This window comes from Clostridium hydrogenum, assembly GCF_021432385.1.
In the GTDB taxonomy this organism is placed as follows: Bacteria; Bacillota; Clostridia; order Clostridiales; family Clostridiaceae; genus Clostridium_S; species Clostridium_S hydrogenum.
The window spans coordinates 974,005-996,486 of sequence record NZ_JAEACT010000004.1 but is presented as its reverse complement, the minus strand read 5'-3'; the positions used below and the strand labels follow the sequence as shown (position 1 = coordinate 996,486).

Annotated in this window: 17 protein-coding genes; 14 read left to right on the top strand and 3 right to left on the bottom strand. The window is 30.8% G+C overall.

What is annotated here, in order from left to right:
- Positions 1–274 precede the first annotated feature (274 nt).
- The 14 genes from CUEA01_RS25235 (at position 275) to CUEA01_RS22685 (ending at position 17,904) form a co-directional block, all read left to right on the top strand.
- Entirely contained in the window at positions 275–1,645 is a 1,371-nt protein-coding gene (locus CUEA01_RS25235; protein ID WP_234124521.1) for a response regulator, read from the top strand.
- Positions 1,646–1,950: 305 nt separating this feature from the next.
- Positions 1,951–3,459 (top strand): sensor histidine kinase, encoded by a 1,509-nt coding sequence (locus CUEA01_RS22745; RefSeq protein ID WP_234124520.1) that lies wholly within the window; start codon positions 1,951–1,953, stop codon positions 3,457–3,459.
- Between the two features lie 13 nt (positions 3,460–3,472).
- Positions 3,473–4,774 carry an efflux RND transporter periplasmic adaptor subunit gene (locus CUEA01_RS22740; RefSeq protein WP_234124519.1) on the top strand — a complete coding sequence of 434 codons (1,302 nt, stop codon included), beginning with the start codon at positions 3,473–3,475 and terminating at the stop codon, positions 4,772–4,774.
- Positions 4,775–4,796: 22 nt separating this feature from the next.
- Positions 4,797–5,486: an ABC transporter ATP-binding protein gene (locus tag CUEA01_RS22735; protein WP_234124517.1), complete on the top strand. Its 690-nt coding sequence runs from the start codon at positions 4,797–4,799 to the stop codon at positions 5,484–5,486.
- 82 nt (positions 5,487–5,568) lie between these two features.
- Positions 5,569–6,756 carry an ABC transporter permease gene (locus CUEA01_RS22730; protein WP_234124515.1) on the top strand — a complete coding sequence of 396 codons (1,188 nt, stop codon included), beginning with the start codon at positions 5,569–5,571 and terminating at the stop codon, positions 6,754–6,756.
- 608 nt (positions 6,757–7,364) lie between these two features.
- Entirely contained in the window at positions 7,365–8,054 is a 690-nt protein-coding gene (locus tag CUEA01_RS22725) for a response regulator transcription factor (protein ID WP_234124513.1), read from the top strand.
- Between the two features lie 252 nt (positions 8,055–8,306).
- Positions 8,307–8,531, top strand: a complete 225-nt coding sequence (locus CUEA01_RS22720) for a DUF1659 domain-containing protein (protein WP_234124511.1) — start codon at positions 8,307–8,309, stop codon at positions 8,529–8,531.
- A gap of 25 nt (positions 8,532–8,556) precedes the next feature.
- Positions 8,557–8,775, top strand: coding sequence for a DUF2922 domain-containing protein (locus tag CUEA01_RS22715; RefSeq protein ID WP_234124509.1), 219 nt, complete (start codon positions 8,557–8,559; stop codon positions 8,773–8,775).
- A gap of 862 nt (positions 8,776–9,637) precedes the next feature.
- Positions 9,638–10,864, top strand: coding sequence for an EAL domain-containing protein (locus CUEA01_RS22710; RefSeq protein WP_234124507.1), 1,227 nt, complete (start codon positions 9,638–9,640; stop codon positions 10,862–10,864).
- A 195-nt stretch (positions 10,865–11,059) separates the two neighbouring features.
- Complete coding sequence (locus tag CUEA01_RS22705; protein ID WP_234124506.1) at positions 11,060–13,102, top strand: sensor histidine kinase; 2,043 nt, start codon at positions 11,060–11,062, stop codon at positions 13,100–13,102.
- Between the two features lie 108 nt (positions 13,103–13,210).
- Complete coding sequence (locus CUEA01_RS22700) at positions 13,211–13,828, top strand: RDD family protein (RefSeq protein WP_234124504.1); 618 nt, start codon at positions 13,211–13,213, stop codon at positions 13,826–13,828.
- Positions 13,829–13,987: 159 nt separating this feature from the next.
- On the top strand, positions 13,988–15,808 hold the full coding sequence (locus CUEA01_RS22695; RefSeq protein ID WP_234124502.1) for an LTA synthase family protein: 1,821 nt from the start codon (positions 13,988–13,990) through the stop codon (positions 15,806–15,808).
- A 344-nt stretch (positions 15,809–16,152) separates the two neighbouring features.
- Positions 16,153–16,905, top strand: a complete 753-nt coding sequence (locus tag CUEA01_RS22690; protein WP_234124500.1) for a class I SAM-dependent methyltransferase — start codon at positions 16,153–16,155, stop codon at positions 16,903–16,905.
- A 447-nt stretch (positions 16,906–17,352) separates the two neighbouring features.
- Positions 17,353–17,904 carry a helix-turn-helix domain-containing protein gene (locus tag CUEA01_RS22685; protein ID WP_234124499.1) on the top strand — a complete coding sequence of 184 codons (552 nt, stop codon included), beginning with the start codon at positions 17,353–17,355 and terminating at the stop codon, positions 17,902–17,904.
- Between the two features lie 41 nt (positions 17,905–17,945).
- Here the strand turns inward: CUEA01_RS22685 and CUEA01_RS22680 are convergent, their stop codons facing one another.
- The 3 genes from CUEA01_RS22680 to CUEA01_RS22670 form a co-directional block, all read right to left on the bottom strand.
- The gene (locus CUEA01_RS22680) at positions 17,946–18,809 is read right to left on the bottom strand and encodes an AraC family transcriptional regulator (protein WP_234124497.1); all 864 of its coding nucleotides are present in this window, start codon (positions 18,807–18,809) and stop codon (positions 17,946–17,948) included.
- 184 nt (positions 18,810–18,993) lie between these two features.
- The gene (locus CUEA01_RS22675) at positions 18,994–21,630 is read right to left on the bottom strand and encodes a glycoside hydrolase family 3 protein (protein ID WP_234124496.1); all 2,637 of its coding nucleotides are present in this window, start codon (positions 21,628–21,630) and stop codon (positions 18,994–18,996) included.
- Between the two features lie 22 nt (positions 21,631–21,652).
- Positions 21,653–22,447 carry an alpha/beta hydrolase gene (locus CUEA01_RS22670; protein WP_234124494.1) on the bottom strand — a complete coding sequence of 265 codons (795 nt, stop codon included), beginning with the start codon at positions 22,445–22,447 and terminating at the stop codon, positions 21,653–21,655.
- Positions 22,448–22,482: the final 35 nt, after the last annotated feature.

Below are 22,482 nucleotides of genomic sequence, written 5' to 3'. Positions count from 1 at the left end.
CTGTCATCTGTACTCTGCTCGACAAATTGTAATTTGTCAGGATAAACTTGGTATTTCAAATTTCAATGTTCTAAGTTGTATATCTATGAAAGTTTTTTGCACTAATTATACTTGAAGAATCCTTAGTGCAGCAGATTTAATTGGTTGGATTTAAAACATAGTCTAAAGAATTTATTTTTGTAAATTAAATGTCTATTGACCTTAGTGTAAGGTTAAGGTTTACAATTAAAACATGGCCATAGAATAAAATAATAAATTATAGGAGTTGTCTACAATGTATACTATAGGGGATATCTCAAGGATTGTAAATATATCGGCAAATACTTTAAGGTATTATGATGAAATTGGACTTCTTAAGCCGCACTTCGTAGAAAACACTAATCAGTATAGATATTATTCAGATCCTCAAATTAAGGATATTACGTTTATTTTAGAACTTAAGCAATACGGATTTTCTTTAGAAGAAATAAAAATTTTGGTGAAGGATGAAAATGGCAAAAGATTAAAACCTATGCTGGAGAAAAAACTTATTGAATTACAAGAAAACATGGACAAGCTTAAGGAGCGTTATGTAATTTTGGAAAAGAGGATTTCTAAAATTAATAGGGAGGAATTTAAAATGAGAGAAGATAAAGTACTTATAGTTGATGATTTTGTACTTGCTAGAAAAATGATAAGAAATATTATAGAAGATTATGGATATACAGTAGTTGGTGAAGCCTCAAATGGCGAAGAGGCTGTATCAGCTTATAATGTGCTAAGACCTGAAATTGTTATAATGGATGTTACAATGCCTAAGATGGATGGAATATGTGCAGCAAGTAAGATTATGGACGAGCATAAAAATGCTAAAATAATTATGTGCTCTGCGATGAGTAAGGTTAGCATTGTACTAGAAAGTATTAAGCTTGGTGCAAGAGACTTTGTTTCAAAACCAATATCCAGTATGAGATTAATTGAAGCTATGGAAGGAGAACAGACTATTAATATAGAGAGAATTAATAATATTGCAAATATGCTTCAAAAAGAATCTAATGAAAAGGTCCATATAAGAGCATTAAAACAAGAAGAAATTGATTTGATTATTTTTAAAGATGAGAGACAAGAGGAGGAAGCTATAAATAATATTTTTTATGATAGTGTAAGTGAAAATAAAGATTACATTAATGGTCCAGAAGCAGTTGATTTAGAGGACATAACTTATATAAAAGATAAATTTTCTGAATCGTTACAAGAATTTTCACGGGGTTTGTATAGCCGATTAAATATTACCTGTAAGCTAGGATTTGTAACAATACAAAATGTTACTATAAGTGAATTTAAAACATTAATGAGTGAAGATAGCGATATAGGAGTAATTAAGTATAACGTGTCGAGTTTACCTATTAATATATATGTGTCAGGTAGTTTTAATGATAAAAGAAAACTTTTAACAGAAATTATTAGCTTAACTGAGAAGTTGCTTGAAAGAATAATACACGGGTTTGATAATGTCAATAAGTTTATATCTTTAGGTGAGGATAAGCTATTATCTGAAAATTATTCTACAATAGCAATTTCTTTTAGTATTGAGTTCTCTAATAAAGATAATGGTTTTATAAATATAAGTTTGCCGCATGATTTTTTACAGTACTTAGACAAATAGTACAAAGAGTAGAGAGTAGAGTGAAGGATGATTTTTTACCTTTCCTTGCGTCAGGCAAATCTTAAACTTAACTGTTGTCAGCAAAGCTTACAACAGTAATAAAGTGATTGCGTAAGCAATCAAAAGATAAGTTTTAAGATTTTCTGTAGCAAAGCGGAAGAAAATCATCCTTCTTTGTACTCTGTACTTTATACTTTGTACTTTGGTTTAATACTTTTTTATAGAATTTTTATATTTAGTTTACTTTAAATTAATTCTATTAGGATAAGATATAAATATACTCTTTTGATAAGGAGGAAGATAAGTTGTCTATAAAAGCTAAACTTGTTTTATCTAATATAGCCATGTTATTAGTACCACTAATTTTATTTGCAATAACCTTTTTCAGTATACAGAGTTTATATTTAACAAAAATTCATAATGAATATGATATAGTCCAACGAAGGAGAGGAGTAATTTTTACTCCATATGAAATTCATGCTATAAATTTAATGAGATTGGGAAAGATATCTCAAGATTTTGCTAAGTATCCTGATGAATTAAATGATAAGGATTTACTTCGAAAAACAAATGATGATCTTTTGAAGAAAAACACCTTTATGATATTAAAAAAAGGAAAAAGTATAATATTCAATGGTGAAAAAACAAAGAATAAAGAAGTTATTTCTAAAGTAGAACAATCAAATAATTCAGAAGTTATTTCTAAAGTAGAGCAATCAGATTATAAAAGTTCAGATAAATTGGGTGATTTCTTCATGGTTTCAAGTGAACTTATGGGAAGACAATATTCAGTTCGTTTCTCAGATGGTACAGAAGGAAGCATATTTTTTATAGTAGATGCAAGTAGATTAATTAGTTTATACAAGGAATTTTTAGTGGAATTAATTATATCTGCAATTTTAATAATTTCTATTATGGGAGGGCTTCTTACCTTTATTGTTTCACGCTCCATACTTAATCCTTTAAAAGAATTAAAAAAAGGAACAGAAAACATAAAAAATGGAGATTTAGATTCTGAAGTTAAAGCTAAATCAAAAGATGAAATAGGTAATTTGTGTGAAGCCTTTGATAGTATGAGGAAGCAGCTTAAAAAATCTATAGAACTGCAAGCTCAATATGAAAATAATAGAAAAGAACTTATATCAAATATTTCACATGATTTAAAAACACCAATAACTTCAATAAAGGGATATGTAGAAGGAATCAAAGATGGGGTGGCAGATAGTCCAGAAAAGATGGAGAAATATATAAACACTATTTACACTAAAGCACAAAGCATGGATTATCTAATAGATGAACTTTTGACTTATTCAAAGTTAGATTTAAATAAACTTCCATTTGATTTTAAGAAAGTTGATATTGGAAATTATATGGAAGATGTTATGGAAGAACTCAGTTTAGATGTTGAAAAGAAAAATTTTAAATTTTCATATACTAACAAATTACCAAAAAAAATAAGTGTAGAGCTTGATATTCAACAAATAGGCAGAGTTTTAACAAATATAATTTCAAATTCCATAAAGTATATGGATAAAAAAAATGGAAAGATAGATGTTGAAATGAAACTTGACAAAGATGAGGTAATTATAGGGGTAAAAGACAATGGTAAGGGGATATCAAAAGAAGCTCTTCCATATGTTTTTGATAGATTTTATAGAGAAGATTCTTCAAGGAACAGTATGACAGGTGGCAGCGGGCTTGGACTTGCAATATGTAAAAAAATAATACAAGAGCATGGAGGAAGAATATGGGCTGAAAGTGAAGAAGGCGTTGGCACAAATATGATATTTTCAATAAAAATTCAAAATAATTAGGAGGGTCAATCTTATGAAGGGTAAAGTTATAAAGGCAATAAGCGCAGTTTTAATAGTTTGTTTAATAGGTGGCGGTGGATACTATTTTTATAATAAATCATCAAAGGCAAAGGCTGCCAGCAATACTACTAGATATTATTCAGTAGCAGCACAGAAATCCAATATTGATGTTACTGTATCAGCGACAGGAACTGCAGAAGCAAATCAAACTAAGGATGTAGTGGCAAATAACAGCGGAACAGTTCAAAATTTAAATGTAAATGTAGGCGATACTGTAAAGCAGGGAGATACTCTTGCAAAGGTTCAAGATGATAGCCTTGACCAAGCAGTAAGCAAGGCTAATTTAACAGTTCAGCAGCAACAGCTTCAAGTAAACAATGCAAAAAATGCTAATGATCAGCAAATGCAGGAATTAACGCTTCAATCAGACCAAAATGACTTAAATAGTAAAATTGAGCAACAAAATCAAATGACTTTAACAGCACCTATTGGCGGCGTTGTTGTGGCAAAAAATGACAACAATGGAGATAGTGTTCAACCAGGAAAAGCATTATTAACAATAGCTGATTTAAGTTCAATGAAAGTAGATGTTCAAGTTGATGAACTTGATATATCTAAAGTAAAGGTAGGACAAGCAGCGGATATTAAATTTGACGCTATAAGTGATAAATCATATACGGGAACTGTATCAAGCATATCTCAAATGGGAACAACAACTAATAATGTAACAACTTATGATGTAATTGTAGATGTAAATAATCCAGATGGTGTAAAACTTGGAATGACTGCTAATGTAGATATAAAAGTAACTTCAAAAGCAGATGCACTTACAATTCCTATAGAAGCTCTTATTGAAAGAAATAACAAAAAATATGTTATGTTAAAAACTAATAGTACAGATTCATCATCTACTCAAGGTTCTTGGAGCAAAAATAGTAACGGTGGAAGTTCTCAAGGTAATGGTGGAAATGGTTCTTATAGAAGAAACGGTTCAGGTGGAAATGGCTCTTTTGGCGGAAACAACAGAGTATCAATGGCTGGTGGAAAACTTGTAGAAGTACAAACAGGACTTGAAAATGAAACTACTGTTGAAATAACTTCTGGTCTTACTGAAGGACAACAAGTTATGATACAATTGCCTCAAGTAAGCAGTACATCTTCTCAAAGATCAAGCGGTGGCTTTGGTGGACTTGGCGGCGGAAGCTATGGTGGTTTCGGTGGCGGAAGTGGAAGTAGAAGCGGCGGAAATGGCGGCGGAAATTCAAACAGTTCTTCCGGAAGTAATTCATCAAGCAATAGCGGATCTGGAAAATAGCATTTAAGGGAAGGTGAAAATTATGGCTTTAGTAATTAAGATGCGAAATGTAAATAAAGTATATAAAATGGGTAAAAATGAGTATAAAGCCTTATTTGATATAAACCTTGATATAAAAAAGGGTGAATTTGTATCAATAGTAGGACCTTCTGGAGCAGGAAAATCAACACTCATGAACATCATTGGCTGCCTTGACAACGCATCCTCCGGAGAATATTTTCTAGATGAAATAAATACAAATTGCAATGATAACAAACTTGCAGAAATACGAAATAAGAAGATCGGTTTTATATTTCAAAACTATAATCTACTATCAAAACTAAGCGTGCTTGAAAACGTGGAATTGCCGCTTATATACCAAGGACTTAAGAGTTCAGAAGTAAGAAAAAGAGCCTTAGAATCCTTAGAAAAGGTTGGATTAACTTCTCACATAAAGCATAAGCCAGCTGAACTTTCAGGCGGACAAAAGCAAAGGGTTGCTATTGCTAGGGCCCTTGCCACAAAACCTGAAATAATATTAGCAGATGAGCCTACAGGTGCTTTAGATAGTAAAACAGGAAAAGAAGTAATGGAAATGCTTAAAGCTTTAAATAAAGAAGGAAATACCATAGTCCTAATAACCCATGATAGAGATATCGCAAAACAAGCAAAAAGAATGGTCACAGTAATGGATGGTAAAATCACTTCTGATGAAATAAATAAAGCCGTATAAAATAAAAAGGCTATGTTTTAAATAAGTGCGAAAATCAACACTTATTTAAAACATAGCCAATAAAAAAAAAGGAGGCTAAAATATGCAATTTTCACGACTTATCAAGATGGCATTACAATCAGTATGGTCAAATAAAGTAAGATCATTTCTTACAATGCTTGGCATAATAATTGGTATAGCTTCTGTTATTGTACTTGTTGGAATGGGAGAAGGAACTACACAAAGCGTTTCTCAGCAAATAGAGAGTTTAGGAACAAACTTGATAACAGTAAGTATAACTGGCAACAGAAATAAATCTTTTTCAACTAATGACTTGAATGAAATACAGAAGAAACCGGGGATTAAATCAATAGCTCCTGAACTTTCCTCTACTGCTAATGTAAAAGCTGGTGACAATACAGCAAGTACTAGTATGGAAGCAAGTACTCCAAGCTATGCAGAAATAAGAAGTTTAAGTGTAAGTTCTGGTAGATTTATAAATCAAAGAGATGTAGACAATAGATATAAAGTTGCTGTAGTTGGAATTGATGTTGCAAATGAACTTTACAGCTCAACTGATGTTGTAGGTCAAACTATAAATGTAAATGGCGTTGATTTTCAAATAGTTGGAGTTCTTGCAGCACAAGGAAGCTCTGCAGCTGGTTCAGGTGATGATAGAATCATAGTACCTCTAAGCACTGCGGAAAGACTTACAAAGACTACTAGCGTAAGAACCTTTTATGTTGAAGCAAAAAGTAAAGATACTGTAGATGAAGCAATGGGGTATTTACAACTTTTCTTAAATACTAAGTTCGGTAGCACACAAAGCGGATCATCAAATAACAGTAACTATAGAATTTTTGATCAATCAAGTATATTAGATACAGCAACTAAGACTACAAGCAGTTTAACTGCAATGCTTTCAGGAACAGCAGCAATATCATTACTTGTAGGTGGTATAGGTATAATGAATATAATGCTTGTTTCTGTAATAGAAAGAACAAAAGAAATAGGAATCAGAAAAGCAATAGGTGCAAAGAGAAGAACAATACTCTGCCAATTCCTTTTAGAAGCAGCAGGAATAAGTGCCGCTGGTGGAATACTTGGTGTACTCCTTGGTTATGGCTCGGCATATATTGTGCAGAAAATTTTAAAGATGAATATAGTAATTTCATCAAACGTAGTTCTAGCAGCCGTCGGATTTTCAATCCTTGTTGGAGTTGTATTTGGAATGTACCCAGCAAATAAGGCTTCAAAATTAAGTCCTATGGAAGCATTAAGATTTGAATAGATAACAAAGCGAAGCAAGTGTATCACAGGATATTAAATAAAATTAATAAATCTAAGACGAAAAACTTTAAAAATCTAAGATTTATAAAATTTTATTTAAGTCATCCTGTGATACACTTGTTTTGCATTAAAAGTTTAAAATCATTTTTATAGAAATGTGCTAAGTATTTGACATTATGATGCAAATGATTTTGTTTGTTGAAACTGTACATCCATGGTTTGCAATAATTTTATGGTGTATAATATTTGTAGAGATATATCAGTTGAAGTATAGAAATTACAATTTATCGAGGAGAAGCCAAAGTACAAAGTACAGAGTACAAAGTACAATGAAGGACGATTTTTCTCCGTTAGCACTACGAAAAATCTGAAAACTTATTTTTTTATTGCTGCGCAATCGCGCCATCGATGGCGCTCAGCGAAGCTGAGGACATTTAAGTTTAAGATTTACCTAAGCAACGCGAAAGGTAAATCATCCTTCTTTGTACTCTGTACTTTGTACTTTGTACTCTGCTCTAAAAATTGTAATTTGTCAGGATAAACTTAGTATTAGCAATTTAAATGTTACAAGTTGTATATCTTTATTAAGTTTTGTGGGGTGATTATATTATGAAGAAGATATTAATTATTGAAGATGAAGTAAGCATTGCTGAACTTGAAAAGGATTATCTTGAGTTAAGCGATTTTGAAGTGGATATACAAACATCAGGTAAGAAAGGACTAGAGGCGGCCATAGGACAAAAGTATGATCTTGTAATATTGGATTTAATGTTGCCGGAGATAAATGGGTTTGATATTTGTAAGGAAATACGCAAGGTTAAAAATTTACCTATTTTAATGGTTTCGGCAAGAAAAGAAGATATAGATAAAATAAGGGGACTTGGTCTTGGCGCAGATGATTATATGACGAAGCCATTCAGCCCAAGCGAACTTGTAGCAAGGGTTAAGGCTCATATAAATAGATATGAAAGGCTTACAGCTGATGGAAGTAATTTAGAAGAAGAAATTGAAATTAGAGGTATTAATATAAATAAAGCATCAAGAAAAGTTTTAGTAAACGGAAAAGAAGTTGCATTTACAAGCAAGGAATTTGATCTTCTTGTATTTTTAGCACAAAACCCTAATAGAGTTTTTAGTAAAGAGGAGCTTTTTGATAAAATATGGGGCATGGATTCCTTTGGCGAAATAGCGACAGTAACTGTTCACATAAAGAAAATAAGGGAAAAGGTAGAAAAAAACACCTCAAATCCTGAATACATAGAAACTGTTTGGGGAGTAGGGTACAGATTTAAGGGATAGAGGCAGAGTACAGAGTAGAGAGTACAAAGTACAGTGAAGGTTAATTTTCCGTTGGTATGGAAAATTTTAAAACTTAATGGGCGTTGCCCAAACCTATAAGGGTTCAGCGAAGCTGAACTCTTTTTTGTTTTAGGATTTACCTGACGTAAGGAGGGTAAATCATCCTTCATTGTACTTTGGTTTAATATTTATTAAAAGTTTTGAGCACTTTTCATAATTAAGCATATATACATTGTGAAAGGGGTTGATAATATGGCAGCTAATGCTACTAAATTTCAAACAACAATGCAGCTAGTTTATACTACAGGAAAGGGGGGCAATGGAAAGGACATATCTAAAACAATCAAATTTTCAAAGGTAGATCTTTCAGCATCAGATGATAATATTTACGTGGTTGGAAATGCGTTAGCATCATTAATGTCTGTAACAGTAACAGCAATAGAGAAAGTTGACTATAGTAAAGTTTTAAATCAATAAATAAATTTTTTAAGGAGGGGTTTAAATGGCTAAGAGTTTAGTTATGAATTTTTTGACAGAGACAGGTAAAAAGGTAGCACTAAAGGTTCCAAATGTAAAAGATGATGTTACTAAAGATCAAATACTTTCAGTAATGAATACGGTAATCTCTAAAAATATATTTACCACTTCTAATGGTGCACTTAGCAAAGTAGATTCTGCGAGAATAGATGATAGTACTTCTACTGCAATAGATCTAAAATAAATTGGAAGTAAGAGCATTCTGGAACATTGAATCAGAGTACAAAGTACAGAGTACAATGAAGGATGATTTACCTTTCCTTACGTCAGGTAAATCTTAAACTTAACTGTTGTTCAGCTTTGCTGAACAACAGTAATGCCACACTAATGGTCAAATAGATTGAAGGCTCTAAGGATTTTAAGAATATTCCTCTAAGATTTATAAGCTGTTATTTAAATCGTTCCAGAACGCTCTTACTTGGCAATTACAGTGGTTTAATGTAAGAACACATACCAGAGGCTTGGGTGTAAGCCCATTAAGATTCTTGAACCTATATTATTAATTTCTGTGCTCCATTTCTAAGACATAGATTAATCAAGAATATTAGTGTGCCTAGGGAATTTTGGTGCAGTACAGAAACAATAATTATTACTGAAATCATTAAAATTACGGTATTAATTTGTTAGAAAATAATTATATATTGTGAAACAAAGATGTAGTTGGATTAATCAAATAACCTTTGGTAGGTGTAGGAAAAAAATGATGTTAGGGAATAGTGGCGAAAAAATTTCTAAAAGAAAATTGTATAAAACTTAGTGGAAAATTTTTTAAGGCTTTAGAGATTTAGATTGTCTGAGCGTTTTTTTGCGAGTTATCGAAAGCTCTTAAGCTTTAAAAAATTTGCTGCTTAGTTTTATTAATTTTATTTAGGATTTTGAGCCGCTATTCACTAACATCATTTTTCTACGCCTACCAAAGGTTATTTGATTTTGCACTACATTTTGCTTGGCAATATTTATTACATAAACACTGCATACGTCTAATTGTTTTATTTAAAGATATACTGTATAATTAGTATATAAGATTAAGGGATGGTGATCTATTAATGAAAAAAAGTGCAGCTGATATAAAAAAAATAATAGCTGATAAAAATTTAAATATAAAATTTCAGCCAGTGGTATCCGTAATACAAAAATCTGTAATTGGATTTGAAGCAATTTTCATAGGAGCGTCAGATGAAAGTGGCAAAAATATACCTGCATCAGAACTTTTTGAGATTGCCGAAAAAGAAGGAATTGCAATAGAACTAGATAGACTTTATAGAGAAAAAGCTTTTGAGGAATTTCAGAGTATTTACAATGAAAATAAAGAATTGCTAATATTTATAAATATAAACATATCCATAATTGATAAGCATATTGGTTCTGGTATAATAATGAATTTAGCTTCTGACAAGGGAGTTTCTTCTAAAAATGTTGTTCTTCAAATTGTGGAAGAAAAAATTGAAAATATTGATGCCTTGAAAGAATTTATATATTTATATAGAAGTAAGGGGTTTGTAATAGCGCTTAAGAACTTAGGTGAGGGTTTTGTAAATATGGATAAAATATCATATGTAGAACCTGACATAATTAAAATTAATAAGGCTATAACAAAGAATATAGAAGGAGACTACTATAAACAAGAAATATTTAAGTCAATAGTAAATCTTTCAAAGAAGATTGGTGCACTTGTAGTATGTGAAGATATAGGAAATGAGCAAGAAACAATGCTCATAATGGAACTTGGAGCAGATATGTTAGAAGGAGAATACTTCAAAAATAATTCTGAAGATGTAGCTGAACTTAAAGCTTTTGTAGATAAAACAGCTATTAAGTATAAAGAGTACATGAAAGAAGAAATAGAGGCAAGAGAAGTTATTCACAAGGGATATGATGAAGTTATAAATAATGCACTAAATAAACTTTCAAAATCTAGCGAAAAACAATTTGTAGATGTTATAAATGAAGTTATAGAAAAAAATAATGAATTAGAATGTGCATATATATTAGATAAAAATGGAATACAGGTTGGTGATACGGCAACAAGGTGCACTAATATGAGAGAACAGAGAGCACTTATATTTCAACCTGCTAAGAATGGCACTGACCATTCATTAAAAAAGTACTATTACTATTTGAAGAATATGAGTCTAGAGAGGTATGTTACGGAACCATATATATCACTTGCCACAGGAAATTTGTGTGTGACCATTTCTGCGGTGTTTAAAAACTTAGATAAAAAAGAATATATACTTTGTATAGATTTTAATCCAGATTATATAAATATGTAATTGAGTTCAGTTACATATTTATATAATAATAATTTGTAAGCAACATAAAAGTGCAATTATAGGCACATTTATGTTGCATTTTTTTATAAAAAAATATATGATGTATTAGTAAGTAGAAATATCCTCATCGTGAGGAAAATTAAGTAAAAAGATAAAGAAAATAATTTATCATGTATTTGAATGTGGGGGATTTAAATGATTGTTCAAAGTGCTAATGGAGGAAATACTGATACAGGTTATGATAATATTATGAAAAAAGTAATGATTTCTTTTTTTGCAATATCGGCATTACTATATATTTTCTTTGAGGTTCTTTTTATTAACAACAATAATTATATAAGCACTGTTGAAATTTTTAGTGTATTAGTTAAGTTTACAGCATTTTTAGGGGTAATAGCTGCATATAAGTTGTCTAAAAATCCAGCTCTTATATATTTAGAGATAATCTTTGGAGCTGTTTCAATGATAAACATAATTTTTTTATTTGCAATTATTAAAATAGGAAATGTCTCAACCGATGTGATGTATATGTGTTATTTTATACATGATATTATGGATTATATTACCTATGTTTCTGCAATTGTTTTAAGCAAAAAATCATTTAAATTTTTAACAGGGAAGTTTTTAAAAATATCTTATTTTATATATTCAATAGTTCCATTAGCAATAATAATTTCGATAGTTTGTTTATATAGATTTTCTCATTACAGAGAGATATTAGATTTTAAAGATATTTTTTGCGGTAATCAATTTATATTTTTAGCATTACTAATAATTAGCTTGTCTATTTTGCATCAAAATTCAAATAAGTTAATTGAACTAGGAATCTATAAATCTTTAGTAATTGCTAATATTTTATTTTTAGTAGCGCATATTTTTTCTATAGAATATATTCCGTATTTTAATTTATTGTATAGATTTAGCTATTTTATTAGATTATTTGCAATGATTATAGTATGCTATTTAGTTGTAAAATTAACTTTTGATAAGTTTTCAAAAGATTTAGTTGACGCTATAAAGCATAAGGAACATACTATTTTAGACATGAAGGATTCGTTTAAGAATATCCTAGATTTTATGCCCTATGGAGTTATTATGAGGGATGAAAATGATATAGTTTATGCAAATGATAGTATGGTTAAGCTTTCTAAAGCAACTTCAATGAAAACTTTAAAGGAAGTTAGTGTAATAAAATTAGTTGCAAGTGAATATGAACAAAAAATTAAGGAATATAGTAAGGATGTGTATGACGGAAAATATATATCTAAGATTGAAGAGGAAATAGTTTGCTTTAATGGAGAACGGGTATTAGTTGAAGTAAGTTGCTTTAAAGTAAATATGGGCAGCAAAGATATGATATTGAGTTTGGTTCATGATATTTCTTATAAAAGATACGTAGAAGAAAGTGAAAAACAACTTTTGAAGGCAAAAGAAAGAGAAAAGGTAAGAGGCGAATTTTTTGCCAATATATCTCATGAATTGAGAACACCAATAAATGTAATATATAGCGCACTTCAAGTAATGCAGATGCATGTGGCTAATGAACATATAGAGAATCTTAAAATTAAAAACTACATGAAAGTTATAAGACAAAATTGTTATAGGCTTTTAAGGATTATTAGCAATTTAATTGACATAACAAAAATTGATGCAGGTTTTCTTAAACCTAATTTTTCGAAAATGGAAATTGTGAGTTTAGTGGAAAATATATCCATGTCCATAGTAACATATTTACACCAAAAAGGTATGGAATTAGTATTTGATACAAATGTAGAAGAAAAATATATCGAATGTGATGCAGATATGGTAGAGAGAGTTATGCTTAATTTGTTTTCAAATGCAGTGAAATTTGGAAAGAAAGATGGTCATGTATGGGTTAATATTCATGATACAAAGAAAGGCAATATAATAATAGAAGTAAAAGATGATGGGATAGGTATTGCTAAAAATAAGCAATCATTGATATTTAAAAGATTTGTTCAAGTAGATAATTGCTTAATAAGAAGATCCCAAGGTAGTGGGATAGGACTTTCACTTGTAAAATCAATAGTTGATATGAACGGTGGAAAGATTAAATTTGAAAGTAAGGAAAATGTAGGTACAAAGTTTATAATGGAGTTCCCAACTATTAGAAATGAAATAATGGGAGGATATGGAGACGTAAAAACTATAAAAGATAGTGATATTAGCAATACTTCAGAAAAAGTTAAAATAGAGTTTGCGGACATAATGAGCTAAAAATTATATAACGTATATAACAAAAATATTGTATACTTGAATGCTATATGATAATATTAGAAATGAAAGTAATTATTATTTTATTTGGTTATTAAAGGGGGTAATTTAATGTATTGTCCAACTTGTGGAGCAGAAAATCCAGAAGGATCAAAGGTATGTGAGAAATGTGGAGCTAATTTAACCGAAGGTATTGAAAACATCGGTAACAGTCAGCTTAGTGATGAGGTTGAAGTAGAATATGCGGGTTTCTTTAGAAGAGCAATTGCGTATATTATCGATTTAATTGTCTTGTTAATAATAGGGTATATTGTAAAATTAGCAACAGGTACTGGAGCAGTTTATGATATAGCTGAAATTATAATAGCCATAGCTTATTTTGTAATTATGGAAAGTTCTAAGTTTCAGGGAACCCTTGGTAAAATGGCATTAGGAATTAAGATTACGGATGAAAATGGAAGCAGGATATCTATTATAACAGCATTACTTAGGTATATAGTTTTTCAAATTTTTACTATCGTATCAACACTTGTAGCTTTAACAGAGACTAAGATTAAAATTGATCCTAATAATATTCAGCAGCTTTCAAAAATATATACTATGCCGTCTACTATAGTATCATATGTAGGACTAGTATATGATATAATTCTATTAATTACTATTCTTTCTTCAGAAGCTAATCAAGGACTTCACGATAGAATAGCAAAAACTTATGTTGTAATGAAATAGTAATTATATGGGAAACTGGTTTTTGATTAAAATTGTAACCAAAATGTAATTTATATTTGTAGATTGAAATATAAAAGTTTGATATAATGTAATGTTGTAGTGCAGCTTAATTTTAAGCTGCACTTTGTAATTTTATAGAAACCAATGAGGTGTTAAAATATGAATAAGTTTTTGCAAAAAATAAAAACTATTAAGCTGGATATATTTTTCATTTATACATTTTTAATTATATTCTTGAAGTTTACAATCTTTACAGGGTTTATAACTTTAAGTAATCCTAGCTTTTTAGGACTTTTTAAGGGCTTTTATAACATACAATCGTATGCAATTTTTGTGATATTTATATTAGCATATCTATCTATAGCATTTTTGTTTAAAGGTAGATCAAGAGGAACTGCTTTAATAATTTTAAACTTGTTAATATCCATACTACTTTTAGCAGATCTTTGGTATTTTAGAGGCTACAATACATTTATATCACCAAACCTTTTAAAGGAAACGGGAAATTTAGACAACCTTCAAGATAGTGTGTTTGCAATGGTTCATAAAGAAGATATTGTATTTGTAGTTGATATAGTTATTGTTACTATAGCATATATTTATTTCAGAAAAATATATGTAAGTTGCAAGAGAAATATAAAACTTTTTGCAGTTACTATGTTGGTGGCAATATTTTACATACCGGTTTCTATACGTGTTTTCCATCACTACATATATCAGTATTGGCTAGGTTCAAAATGGAATCCTATATATACTATGTCAAGGATATCTCCAATAGGCTATCATGTTTATGATACTATGGATTTTCTCGAGAATTTACAACCTAAGAGCCTTAATGCTTCAGATAAAAGTGAAATTAAAAATTGGTATAAAGCAAATGAGGAAAATCTTAAAGATAATAAATATAGCGGAATGTTTAAGGGAAAAAATTTACTTGTTATTCAGTTTGAGTCGCTTGAAAACTTTGTAATAGGTCAAAAACTTGATGGTCAAGAAATAACACCTAATTTGAATAAACTTCTAAAAAATAGTATATACTTTTCTAATTATCATGAAAATGTTAATCAGGGTACAAGCTCCGATGCAGATTTAATGACTAATGCATCTATATATCCAGTTACTAAAGGAAGTACATTTTTTAGATTTCCACAAGATAAATATAATTCACTTCCAAGTATAATGAAAAAGTATAACTATTATACAATGGCAATACACCCAGATAAGGCAATGTATTGGAACTGGTTACCGGCACTAACAGCTATGGGCGGATTTGATCAGAGACTAGATTCATCACATTATAATGAGTATGAAAAGATAAATCTTGGAATATCTGATGGTGCATATTTGAAGCAGGTTGAGCCAATAATTGAAAAAGAGAAAAAACCTTTTTATGATTTCGTTGTAACACTTACAAGCCATACTCCATTTGAATTGCCAAATAAGTATAAGGAAATTAAAATGAGCAGCAGTATGGAAAATAGTGAAATTGGTGGGTATTTACAGTGTATTCATTATACGGATAAACAGCTTGGTATATTTTTAGATAAACTGCAAGCGGACGGCATTCTTAAAAATACAGTTGTTGCAATTTATGGGGATCATACAGGAGTTCATAAGTATTTCCCTAATGATATTCCAAAAACTCCAGGGGTACAGCCTTGGATGATAGATGATGAACTTAAAATACCACTTATAATATACGATGGTGACCAAAAAATGGCGGGCACGGAGAATAAAATAACAAGTGGCCAAATAGATATAATGCCTACACTTTTATATTTGATGGGTGTAGATAAAAAATATTATGCTGATACGGTTATGGGAAGAAATCTATTGGATACAAAAAAAGATTATGATCTTTTAACTAACGGAAAAGTTATAGGTAATCCAACTAAAAAGGATTTGAGCCATCTTTCAAATGCTTTTGACGTATCGGATAAAATTATTGAAGGGGAATATTATGGAGTTGCCACGAAGTAGTAGTATTCTGTGGCGTTAAACAAAATTAATAAATCTAAGGGGTACATTCTTAAAATCCTAAGAAGTTTCAATAACTCACTAGCGTTCAGACAATTGAAACTTCTAAGTCTTTTAAGAATGTACCCCTAAGATTTATAAAATTTTATTTAAATCGCCACAAAACACTACTACTTCGTGGCAAAAGTGGCTTAAGGTAAAAATTCCTCCGTGCCTACGGAATTTTCATTGAATACTATGAATTATTTTAATAATATGGTTATCATTGAAGAATATGTTATAATTAGTCAGAAGATAAATAACAGTTTCAATTGATGATTATTTACATTATTAAGGGGGAGATTATTATGGATTTTAGAAAGGTTTTTGACAGTATTCCTGAGAAATTTGACAAAGGGAGAACTCGATATTGTGATGAACTTTTTGCAGATGTTATAGAATACTCAAAGCTTGCACTAGGTAAAACAGTTCTTGAAATTGGGCCAGGAACAGGTCAGGCTACTGAACCAATATTGAAAACAGGTTGCTCGTATTTGGCCATTGAACTTGGAGAAAATCTTGCAGAGTATACAAAGAATAAGTTTTGCTCATACGATAATTTTCAAATTGTAAATTCTGATTTTGAAACATATGATTTTGGGCATAATCAATTCGATTTGGTTTATTCAGCAGCCACAATCCAGTGGATACCGGAAGAAATCGGCTTCCCAAAAGTTTATGATATATTAAAAAGTAATGGAATATTTGCTATGATGCTAACTAGAACGGATGAAAAAAGCGCTAATGAAGCTTTATATTCAAAGATACAGGAAGTATACGATAAATATTTTTATCCAGAAGAAGAGTATAAGTGCAACTTGAATTATAACAATACTAAAAAATATGGATTTACTGATATTGAATGTCGTCATTATCACAATACAAGAAAACTCAATGCTGATGAATATATCTCATGGATAAGTACACATGCTTGTCATATAACTCTACAAGAGCCTTATAAATCTGGATTTTATGCAGGTATTAAAGATGCTATTTTAAGCTTTGGTAATAGCATAACACTATATGACACAATGGATTTATATTTGGTAAGAAAGCCATAATTTAATGATGCAAATACAAGTTGCGGATTTGAAACTTAAAATTGGTGTTGTTTTAGTGTAGAACCTATTATAATTTATACATATAGATACACAACTTGAAACATTGAAATTATAAATACCAAATGTATCCTTATGCTAATATTTTCAATTCACAATTCACAGTTCACAATGCACAATGAAGGATGATTTTTCTACGCAAGCGTAGAAAAATCTGAAAACTTATTTTTTATTGCTTACTGAGCAGCACCATATATGGTGCTTGCGAAGCTGATAATATTTAAATTTAAGATTTACCTGAGAGAAGCGAAAGGTAAATCATCCTTCATTGTGAATTGTGCATCGTGAACTGTGAATTGAAAAATATTGCTGCCAGGATAAACTTGGAATTTGCAATTTTAGTGTTCCAGATTGTATATCTATGATAACAAAAAAGAGAGGTATAAAATTATGGGCTTTGCAGATAATTTAAAATCAATTAGGCAAGAAAGGCATATTTCGCAGGAAGAATTGGCAGAAATAATGGGAGTAAGTCGTCAAGCGGTTTCTAAATGGGAACAGGGAAGTGGATATCCAGAAACGGAAAAGTTGCTTGTTTTAGCTAAGAAACTTAATGTATCTTTAGACTATTTAATGGTTGGGGCTGTAAAATCTTCTGAAGACAATAAAACTTTAGTTAATAATATAATTGTTCCAACGGGGAAAATTACAATTAAATCATATGACGGAAAATCAATTGTTAATTGTTATAAAGTTTTAGCATCACATGTAATGTATAAAGCAAAAAACGATGAGCCTAAGTATTGGTTGATTGGTGTTAATGAAGGATCGTTTTGGGGAGAAAAATCAATTTTACTTGGCTTATATGTTGATGAAGATAGTATAAAAAGAGAAATGGATGAAATTGCAAAAGCCATTAATAGTGGTGTATCAGCATACGAATTAAAATATGCAGTAAAGGTTAAGAATAAAAGGTTAAGAGTAAAAATAGATGAAGAGTAACATGTGTGTATAAATATCTATATCCTAACCATAGCAAAATTTTAACTCCTTAAAATAGAATTTCTATATTCAAAAGGAGTTCTATTATAAACTGATTTAAATACATTAATAAAAGATTTTTCATTTGCAAAACCGTTTTCAAGGGATATAGTAATTATTGATTTATTTGTATTCATAAGCTCCCTATGTGCATTTATGAGCCTTACATTGTTAATGTATTTTAAGATTGTAGTTCCCATATGTTTTTTAAAGTAGCGGCAAAGATATTGAGGTGAAAAACCAAATTTGTCAGCTATTTGTTCTATAGGTAAGGGCTGAGTATAGTTATTTTTTATATACGACACTATTTCAGATATTACTTTTAAGTTTTCTTTTTTATTAACTATGTCAGCCAAAGTTCTTTCTTTTTTAAAGTATTTTAAAAGTAAATACACAGTTTCATAACATAAACCTGTTATTTTAACATTCCAAAAAGTATCTTTTTCATCATAGCATTTTACAATTTGCATAATATTTTTCCGAAGCTTTTTTAAACCCTCTTTCTTATATGCATTATTAATTGAAACAAAGGGCATACAATCAAACTCTATATTGCATAAATTGGGGGATATGCTTTCTAAAAATTTGCATGGTATTAAAAACGTAACAGCAAGCTGATGTATGCAGCTATTTACAGAAATAGAGTGTATACAATTTGAATTAATTAAAAAAATGTCTTTTTGTTTCATAATATACTTTTGACCATCAATATATAAGGTACCTTCGTTTTTAGCTATTACATAAGTAAGTTCCAATTCCTCATGCCAGTGACTTCTGATTAAAATTGACTCTATATCATAATTATGTAGTATTATTTTAAAAGGTATTTTCTCATCATTAACAACATTTTCATATATATACTCCATGTTAATCCCCCTTGATTCTTATAGTATACAAATATAACTTTTAGTTTATTTATCAATAAATTCTATTTTATATAATAAGAATATAAAATAAATAAGCTAGTTGTCAAACATGGAGTAAAGATAAGTTTTGCATTTATACAGCAAAAAATCCAGTATGGCTACTGGATTTTTATATCATAAATTTTTATTTTATATTTTCAGTTTTAACATACCACTTCAAATCACAAAGCTGCTGGGTATATGGCTTAACTCCATTATAAAAATTTGATTTTGAAATCACTTTTAAAATATTTCTAGTGCAATTTTGAAGTTCTCCTAGCGTAATAACTCCATCTTTTACGGCAGCAATAATATCATCCACATTTTGTTTGCATCCAGGCATCTGTAATTCATTACCTGCTTTTATGCAAAGTGGAGAAGAAGAAATTGGATATTTATGTTTTACATTTCCGAATATTGAAGGTGTTTCCTGAGAAGTAAACCAATCTGTCATAACAAAACCCTCAAAGTTCCATTCATCCCTTAAGACTGAAGTTAAGAGGTCGTAATTATTTGCTGAGTGAATTCCATTAATAAGATTATACGAAGTCATGATTGACATTGGCTGAGCCGATTTAACAGCAATCTCAAAGCCCTTAAGATAAATTTCACGCAGAGCTCTCTCACTAATATGTGCATTATTAAACATACGGTTATCCTCTTGAGAATTTGCAGCAAAATGCTTAATAGTAGTACCTATTCCGGGATAAGACTGAACTCCTTTCGTATCAGCTGCAGCACACATACCAGTAAGCAGAGGATCTTCAGAATAATACTCAAAGTTACGTCCGCATAGAGGATTCCTGTGAATATTCATTCCTGGTGCAAGCCAAAGAGTTACATGAAATTCTAACATTTCTCTTCCAACAATTTGTCCAATCGTTTTAATTAGCTCCATATCCCACGACTGAGACAGCATCCAAGCAATAGGAACAGCTGTACAATATTGATAATAGTCTATCTTATCATCAGACTTAACCATCCTCTCAGCAGACAGATTTGAGAATTCTGGTTCATTGACAATCAATGCTCCATCTAAGTTTGTTTGAAAATGAGGCGTAAGTCTAAGTCCTGCAGGACCATCTGCCATAATCAAATTACCTATTTTTCTGTCATCAAGCATTAATGAAGTAGTATCACCAGCTGCTCCAGGAACATTTATAGATGCAGAACCTATAACATCGCAAGAGTCTGCCTTCATGCGCATAGTACCTACACATAGTGAAGCCATCTCCTCTACAGTTAGCTGTGCAGTGAGTTCTTCAATAGTAGCTCGCTTTTCCAAAATATCTTCCATTGTAAGTGTTTTTTCTGGCATATTATCCTTATACTCAGGTTTTTCTGTGTTATATTTTATTGCAACAACATTTATTTTAGAGGTATCAATAAAAATTCTTTTAGCTGCCGAGATTTCCTCCTGCTCACCAGGATACTTATACATATTATTTCGTGTTGGATGCATTAAGTTAAGCTTTTCTGAATCCTTAAATAGATTTATAAGTTTCTCTGTTACAACGTCCTTGTCTATTGTAATAATTGCTGCTACCTTTGTATTTCTAGAACTATTTCCGACACGAATTAGATAATCACCTTTCTCAAGTATCCATGAAGCCGCCTCTTCACTATAAGAAGACATTGATGTTGTCTTAAATGATATTTTCATAAGTTGTTCTTCTCCAGGTGCTAGAAGGTTTGTCTTACCAAATGCAGCTAATTCCTGATAAGGCTTATCTAACTTTCCTTGAGGAGCAGAATAATAAATTTGGACAACTTCTTTTCCATCATAAGTATCTCCTACATTCTTTATCTTAACAGCTACTGAAACCTGAGTTTCATCAGCTCTAACCTCACAAACCTCTATATCAAAATTTGTATATGAAAGTCCATAACCAAAACAGTAATTTGGTGTTATATTAAAAGTATCAAAATATCGGTATCCAACATAGATGCCTTCATTATAATATTCATCATCAATATTGCCGTTATTATGACTATAAGTTCCTGCTGAAGGATAATCCTCATATGATGCTGCCCAAGTATCAGATAATTTTCCTGATGGAACAGTATTCCCTGTTAACACATCAGCTACTGCATATCCTCCAAAGCTCCCAGTTTGTCCAACAAGAATTACAGCATTAATTCCATCAATACTCTTAATGGCACTTGTATCAATAATTCCACCAACATTCAAAATTAAAATAAATTTTTCATATTCTTTTGCAAGCAAGGTAATCTCAGCTATTTCTTCTTTAGATAATAAGTAGTCCCCATCATTATTGTATCTATCAGCACCTTCACCAGAATTTCTAGCAATAACATATATAGCTGTAGAAGTTTTAGAATTGTTAATATCATTTTCTGTAATTGGCTGTGGTTGAGGTTCCTTAAAAGGATTGCCAAATGTCAATATAAACACTGGAGTACCATTTTCTTTTGACATAGCTTCAAGTTCGGACATATATTCCTCATGTTTCTTTTCTGCTAATCTATCATATTCATTAAGCCATTCTTTTGTTGTAATTTTATATCCAACTGCTTCAAGGCCTTGTTCAATATTAATAACGTGTCTGGAATTCACATCGCCAGAGCCAGTTCCGCCTTTTACAGTCCTTCTTGCACCACTACCATAAAGAGCAATGTTTCCATTTGTTGCCATGATAGGTAATGAGCCATCATTTTGAAGGAGTACCATACATTGTCCAGCCAATTTTCTAACAGCTTCTTCGTGATCAATTTCCCTTTTGCTTATAACCTCACTTCTTGTACCAAAATACTTAGTCATATTTATTCCACCTTTCTATTTACTATATCTGGCGTTTTCCAAGTTTAGCATAAAAATCAGTGCGCGGAATCCAGTCCAAGAAAGCCTCAATTTGCAAGTTCCAAAATCTCCATTCATGCTGATAATTTGGAACGGATACCCAATTAACCTCAACGCCCATTTCTGATAACTGCTTTACAAAATCTACATTTGCCTTGTATAAAAAGTCCTTTTCGCCACAAGCGATATAAGCTTTTGGAAATCTTTTACCTGCTTTTGCTAGATTTATAGCAAGGGTAAGTGGATCATATTTTGGATCAATTTCTTTATCCTCACCACCAGTAATGTCTGCAGGGTTAAGCGATATAGCCGCTGAAAATGCACCAAATGCGCAGAATTTTTCAGGACAGCTTAATGCATGAACAAGAGTACCAAAACCACCCATGGACAGTCCAGCTATATAGGTATGCTCTGGCTTATCAGAAATAGGAAACATACCACATATAAACTCAGGCAATTCATCTTCTATAAAATCATAAAATCTATCACCACTTGCTGTGTTATTAATATATGCTTTGTTCTCACCTGAAAGCATTACTACCGCAATATTGCGTTCCTCAGCAAAAAGTTCTACGTTGCTATATCCACACCATGTTGCATGATTGTTTCCCATGCCATGCAGCAAATATAATACTGGATACTTTTCTACAGGCTTATGAGAAGGTTTATATTTACTAAATCCTAAAGATTCAGGAATAGACGGTGTTGGAATAATAACAGTAATATCCACAGCTCTTTTTAACGTATAAGAAATCACATTACAATTAAATTTTGCCATATTTCTCACTCTCCATTTCTAATTTTTACTATTAA